Annotated in this window: 5 protein-coding genes and 2 pseudogenes; 3 read left to right on the top strand and 4 right to left on the bottom strand. The window is 69.8% G+C overall.

Annotation, left to right across the window (positions count from 1 at the left end):
* Positions 1–692 (bottom strand): annotated as a pseudogene (locus AC07BF_RS34495) (winged helix-turn-helix domain-containing protein); the annotation flags it as partial.
* A 181-nt stretch (positions 693–873) separates the two neighbouring features.
* Complete coding sequence (locus AC07BF_RS34500; RefSeq protein ID WP_478334388.1) at positions 874–1,299, bottom strand: hypothetical protein; 426 nt, start codon at positions 1,297–1,299, stop codon at positions 874–876.
* A 515-nt stretch (positions 1,300–1,814) separates the two neighbouring features.
* On the opposite strand from AC07BF_RS34500, the gene AC07BF_RS34505 reads away from it, so the two are divergent.
* Positions 1,815–2,303, top strand: a complete 489-nt coding sequence (locus tag AC07BF_RS34505; protein ID WP_478334389.1) for a hypothetical protein — start codon at positions 1,815–1,817, stop codon at positions 2,301–2,303.
* A gap of 9 nt (positions 2,304–2,312) precedes the next feature.
* Here AC07BF_RS34505 and AC07BF_RS34510 read toward each other — a convergent pair whose 3' ends face one another.
* A complete protein-coding gene (locus tag AC07BF_RS34510) occupies positions 2,313–3,758 on the bottom strand; it encodes an NF041680 family putative transposase (RefSeq protein WP_478334390.1) in 1,446 nt (481 codons plus the stop codon).
* Between the two features lie 100 nt (positions 3,759–3,858).
* Between AC07BF_RS34510 and AC07BF_RS34515 the strand changes: the two genes are divergently transcribed.
* A complete protein-coding gene (locus AC07BF_RS34515; protein ID WP_478334391.1) occupies positions 3,859–4,059 on the top strand; it encodes a hypothetical protein in 201 nt (66 codons plus the stop codon).
* 217 nt (positions 4,060–4,276) lie between these two features.
* Here AC07BF_RS34515 and AC07BF_RS34520 read toward each other — a convergent pair.
* Positions 4,277–4,527: pseudogene (locus tag AC07BF_RS34520) on the bottom strand (transposase); the annotation flags it as partial.
* 290 nt (positions 4,528–4,817) lie between these two features.
* Between AC07BF_RS34520 and AC07BF_RS34525 the strand changes: the two are divergent.
* Positions 4,818–5,102 (top strand): hypothetical protein, encoded by a 285-nt coding sequence (locus AC07BF_RS34525; RefSeq protein WP_478334392.1) that lies wholly within the window; start codon positions 4,818–4,820, stop codon positions 5,100–5,102.
* Positions 5,103–5,329: the final 227 nt, after the last annotated feature.

The following is a 5,329-nucleotide window of genomic DNA, read 5'->3' on the forward strand; positions in this document are numbered from 1 at the left end:
GCGCCGCAGCCTGTGGCACAAGCGGGTCCGCGAGCCCGGGCGCATCGCGATCAGCCCGGCGATGGAGATCCTCCCCGAGCGGCTGCCGCTCACCTTCACGACCGGGGTGGTGCCGCGACGTCCCCAGGTGCGTCCTTTGGGCGGTCTGCGGGTGAACCCGGCTTCGTCCTCGAAGCAGAGCCAGCCGTCGCAGGCCGCCCGGGCGCTTCTACCTCCGCCCAGGTCGCCTCCCTCCACGCGGCCACGACCTGCTCGTCGCGTTCAGCGGCCCGGCGCGCGGGAACCTGCGGGGTGAAGCCGAGCCGACGCATCAGCCGGGTGGCCCCCGAGACGCTGTAGGACACGTGGAACCTGCGGCCGATCAGCGTCGCCACCCGCGCACCGGTCCACACCTGGTCCTGGTCCCAGCCGTGCACGGCCGGCCCCTGCCCGAGGTATTCGGCCAGCTTCTCCCGGCACCGCGCCGACAGCTTGCACCGCTGCCCGCCCGGTCCCCGTGAAGCCAGCGCCCCGACCCCGTCCTCCCGCCAGGCCCGGTGCCACTGGTAGGCAGATTTCGCGGTCACCCGCAGCCTGCGGGCAACCTCCCTCGGCGGGACACCTTCGTCGAACAACGCGGCGGCCTCCAGCCGCACCGCCTCTCGACACTGACGTGCCTTCGCCGTCAGCCCGCCCCCATCCGCATAGCGCATAGCGCATACCAAGGGCATAGCGCGCAAATGACTGCCAGTCAGCTACACAAACAGGCCAATCACCTTGAAGCGCCGAGGGCAGTAAGGAATCCACCAATGTCCTGTACCAGGCAACCTGGACCGTGTGCCACCGAAGGTGGACCGGTGGTCGTTCGTGACAGTGAAGATGGACCACCGCAGGTCAGTCGTCCTGTCGTAGGAGTGAAAGTCGCCGATGGGCCTCGTCGCAGACCCCTGAATCTGCGTCCGACGTCAGCGCCTGGAGTTGCCGGATGAACTCGGCCACGCCGTTGCCGGTCATCCAGCGCGGGTCACCGTCGAGCTCCGCGCTGAGCTGGTCAGCGGTTCCCTGGTCGGTCGCGTTGGCTCGGGCGGCGAGCACGGCGCGTAGACCGGGTAGGTCCCCACGTGCCAACAGGGCCACGGCTGTCTCCGAGGCCACTGCGGTGTCTTGAACGTCGAGCAAAAGGCGGTGGAGGACATCGGCGACGGCCTCGATCTGAGGTACTGCCGCCAGCCGACGCCCTGCAGCGGCCCTGACGCTCCATGAGGGAGAGTCCGCGGCAACGAGCGAATCAATCGGCTCTCGATCTTGGAAGCCTTTCATGTCACCAGCGTGCCAGGAGACCTCTCGACTGCGGTGGTCCATCTTCACTGTCACAAACCGCCGTCGGTCCACCTTTGGTGGCACATGGTCCAGGTTCCCCGGCACAGAACAACCAACGTTGGCGTCCGTTCGCGGCACCAACGTTGGTGAAGGCCGTTACGTGATCGTTGCGGCCAAGGGGGCTATTCACCAAGGGATCCGCCAAGGTTCGCGGGGTTCCCTACGGCGACCGCGCGCAGCACCGGCTCCGCGCCCAGCCGGAGGGAACCCCCGCGATGACGACGAGCAACGGCGCCAAGCCGAAGAGCAGGGCGAGGACCGGGGCGGAGCCGGACAAGGCCCGGCACGAGGGCGGCGGCCCGGCACCGGGCGACGGGCCGGGGAGCAGCGGCCGAGGACCGGCCAAAACGGGCCGGGTGGGATCCGTTCGTCCGGTGGGCTCCGGCGCCGGGGCGGCCTGGTAGCGTGATCCCACCAGATTTGAACGTGTTCAACAATGGAGGGTCGTGGAAACCTTGAGCGTGCACCGGTCCGTGCCGCGTGCGGGGCGGGTCCTGGCGGTGGCGGCGGCGCTGTGTGCCGCACCGGCCGTGGTCTGGGTGATTCTCGTCGGCGGGTCGTTGATCGACGGTCCGCTGGTGCTCGGTTCACTGGCCGCCGCCGCACCGCTTTTCGCGCGGGATGCCACCAATTTCCGGACGGCCTGTCTGGTATTCGGCTGGGGACTGCTCGCCGTCTCGGCCTTCGGCATCCCGTTCGGACTGTTCGTCCTGGCGCCAGCGGGCGTCGTCCTCCTCACCGCGGCGAGCCGCGCGCGCCCCGAACCCCGGCGCCTGCCGCTCTTGCTCGGCGCCCTGGTCGCCACGGCCACCCTCGGCTTCGCCGGCTGGGCGGCCGGCACGATCTGGATCGCCCCCTACTTCCAGGAGCCGGACGCGTTCGTCGCCACCGTCCAGAAGGACAGCCCCCTCCTGGGGACCGGTCCTCGTCCGGAACTCCTCTAAGCTTGGAATTTATCCTCGTCGGGCTTGGTGTTCCTTGATCGATTCGGCGCGTTTGACCGTCTTTCCGACGTCGTGACGCGTGGCCCGCTGCTTGTTCTTCGAGCCGGGCGGCCGTCCGGGGCCCGGCTTGGACGGTTTCGGTGCTGTCGCGGGGCGAGCGATGGTCGGGCGGATGTTGCGAAACCCCCGCCGCACCCGGGCGGGGGTGAGACGGCGGGGCTCGGCGGGCCGTTCCCAGGGGCGGCGGAGGTCCTCGGCCAGCGGCCGGGCCTGACGGAGTTGGGTGTGGGCGGCGATGATGAGCCAGGTCCACAGGTCAGCGCTGTCGGCGTGGCGGATCTTCGGGGCGGTCCAGCCGAGCGTCTGCTTCATGAGTCTGAAGGTGTGTTCCAGGTCGAATCTGCGCAGGAACGACTGCCACCAGCGGTCCACGTCCGCGCCGGTGGCGGCGGTGGCCGAGCACCACAGCCAGACCGGTTTCGGATCCCGGTCGCCCGGCAAGCGATCGACCTTCAGTCGCACCAATGTCCCGTGCAGGATCGGCAGTTCTTCCTTTGCGTGGTCCAGCCAGGGGCCGCGATGGGTGAGCCTGGGGTGCATCCGGTCCCACGCGACCGCCTCCGCGGTGCCGTAACGGGTGGTGTCCGTGACCGTGGTGACCTCGGGCTGATGCCAGCTCTCGGGCTTCGCGAAGGTGAGGACGCCGCCGTGTCGACGCGGGCGCCCGCCCCTCGGGGTGGAGCGTGTGGGGCCTGCGTCTCGGAGCATGACGCGGTCCGAGCGCAAACGTCCGACCAGCACGACCGGAAGGTCCACGAGAGCGTGCGAGAGGTAGGCGACGTCGTAGCCGGAGTCCATCATGATCAGGATCTCCGGGTCGACTGGCCGCCAGTGTCCGGCCTGTGTCAACCGCTCTACGACATCGCGTAGTTGGGCGGAGGTGACGGCGGTCGCGTCGTCGGCCGGCCCGAGGCGCACGGCGTCCAGCAGCGCGACCCAGGAGGTACGGCCTGTTTCCAGGGCGGCGACGAAGGAGTACGGCCAGCCGGGAACGAGCTGGTCCGTTTTGCGGTCGCCACGTCCGTAGACGTGACAGAAGAGCCGGTCGTCGCTGGTGGGGGCGTCGGGGCGGAGCCAGTTGCTCACGTCGACGGCCAGCACGATCCGGCCGTCGGCCGCCTTCGGCAGCGGCAGGCCGGCCAGCATGCGACGCAGCCGGGCCGGCTCCAGCCAGCCCCGGTCCAGCGCGGCATACAGGGCGCCATGCCCCCGACGGTGCTCGGCCGTGAGCGACAGCTCGACGAGGGTCTTCACCGGCCCGTCCGTGCACAGCACCGCATCGGTGAGCTCGAAGAGTGAGTCCGCGCGGGCGTAGAGGCATTCGTAGAACTCAACCCGAAAGCGGGACAGGAGAGCCAATGCCTGGCATGCGGGCGGGTCGAGGGGGAGACTCATGGGCAGCGGCCGTTCTCTCGTGCTTCGTGACTCGACACCTCGAAGCGTGGAGAACGGCCGTCTCCACTGTCCCGGGAAGAACCGCAGATCAGCAGGTCGAGTGACCGCCGAGGTTAAACAACAAGCTGAGGAGTCCCTGGCGTTCGACATCGTCCAGGGCACAGCCGAACTCGGCTTTGCCAGAATGCAAGTGAAAGTCCGCAGGCAAGCTGATCGAGGTCTGCTCGCGAGCGTCGGCGGCGGGGTACGCACCTTGTTCCGGGGGCAGCTCATCCTGGACGAGACGGCTGACCAGGCCTGAGCTTGCTTTTTAAACTGCCGCTGCGATCTTGGCGAGGTGGGCTTCGGGCGTGGGTTCGCGTTTGACGGTCTTCCCGACGTCGTAACGGGGTGCGCGGTGTTTGTGCTTGGCGCCTGGTGGCCGTCCGGGACCCGTGCCTCTGGGTTTGGGAACACGGGTCGGGCAGATGAGGTGGGGGCGGATGTTCCTGAATCCCCGGCGGACCCGGGCCGGGGTGAGCCGTTCGGAGCCGGACGACGTCGATCCGGCCTTGGTTCAGGCCGCCGTACATCGCTCCGTGCCCACGCCGGTGCTCGGGCAGCAGTGTCAGGTCCACCGGGACTTCACCGCACCGTCCGCACACAGCACCGCGTCGGCGAGTTCGAACAACTCGTCACGCCGGGCGGTCGGACACTCGTAGAACTCTCCCCGGAAGCGTGACGCTTCCGCGAACGCTTCCCTCCGCACAGCATCAGGCAGCAGACTCACCCTCACGGCCTTCGTCGTGGTCACGTGCACCTTGGTCGGAGCACAGGATCAGACGAAGGCCGCCTTCATGTCCGGCGAATCCCCAAGTGAGCGACCCCGTTCGAGACGCCGTTCGAGGGCGGAAGAAAAAGAACAAGCTCATTGTCCGCCGAGATCTCCGAGCAGGCCCCGGGCGGTGCCTGGGGCCCCTGGCGCGACTGCCGCAACGGCGGCTGCGCCGGGGGCTGACCGCCGGCGCAGCCGCGTGACGGAGCCGGGGAACGAGGCCCGGGGGCCGGACGCCGCCACCGTTGCCGCCGTCCGGCCGCCTGGCCACCGCCTCCGACCTGTCGGGGCACCGCTGGAAGGACACCGGGAATTACGCCCAGCCGCGCCGCCTCGGTGTGGTCGACGACTGCGCGGGCCGTCAGGTCGGGCGGGCCCGAGGCCGGGCGATCGGCATGCTGGAGGACCGCACCGGTCCGTTCGCCGGCGGCCGGCCGGCCTGGGCACCGGATCCGTCCTGGCCGCCGCTGCCGCCGCTGCCGCCCGGCGCCGACGGGGCGGTCCTGGCGGTGACCCCGTACCGGCCGTGACGAGCAGCGCGCTCGCGGGCGGTGACCACCTGAGGAATCCCTTGGACCGGCGCGGGGGCGGCCGACGAGCCGAGCCGATCGGCCACGAGCTGAGCCGACGGCCGCGAGCCGTCGCCCGGGGGGGGGGGAAGGGGGGGCCCACCCCCCGGGCGTCTGCCCCCCATTCTTTTTCTATCCCCGGGTCGCCTTTTCGTTGGGCCCCGTTCTTAGGAGGGGGGGGGTTTTTT

The organism is Kitasatospora sp. NPDC043950, from assembly GCF_056435345.1.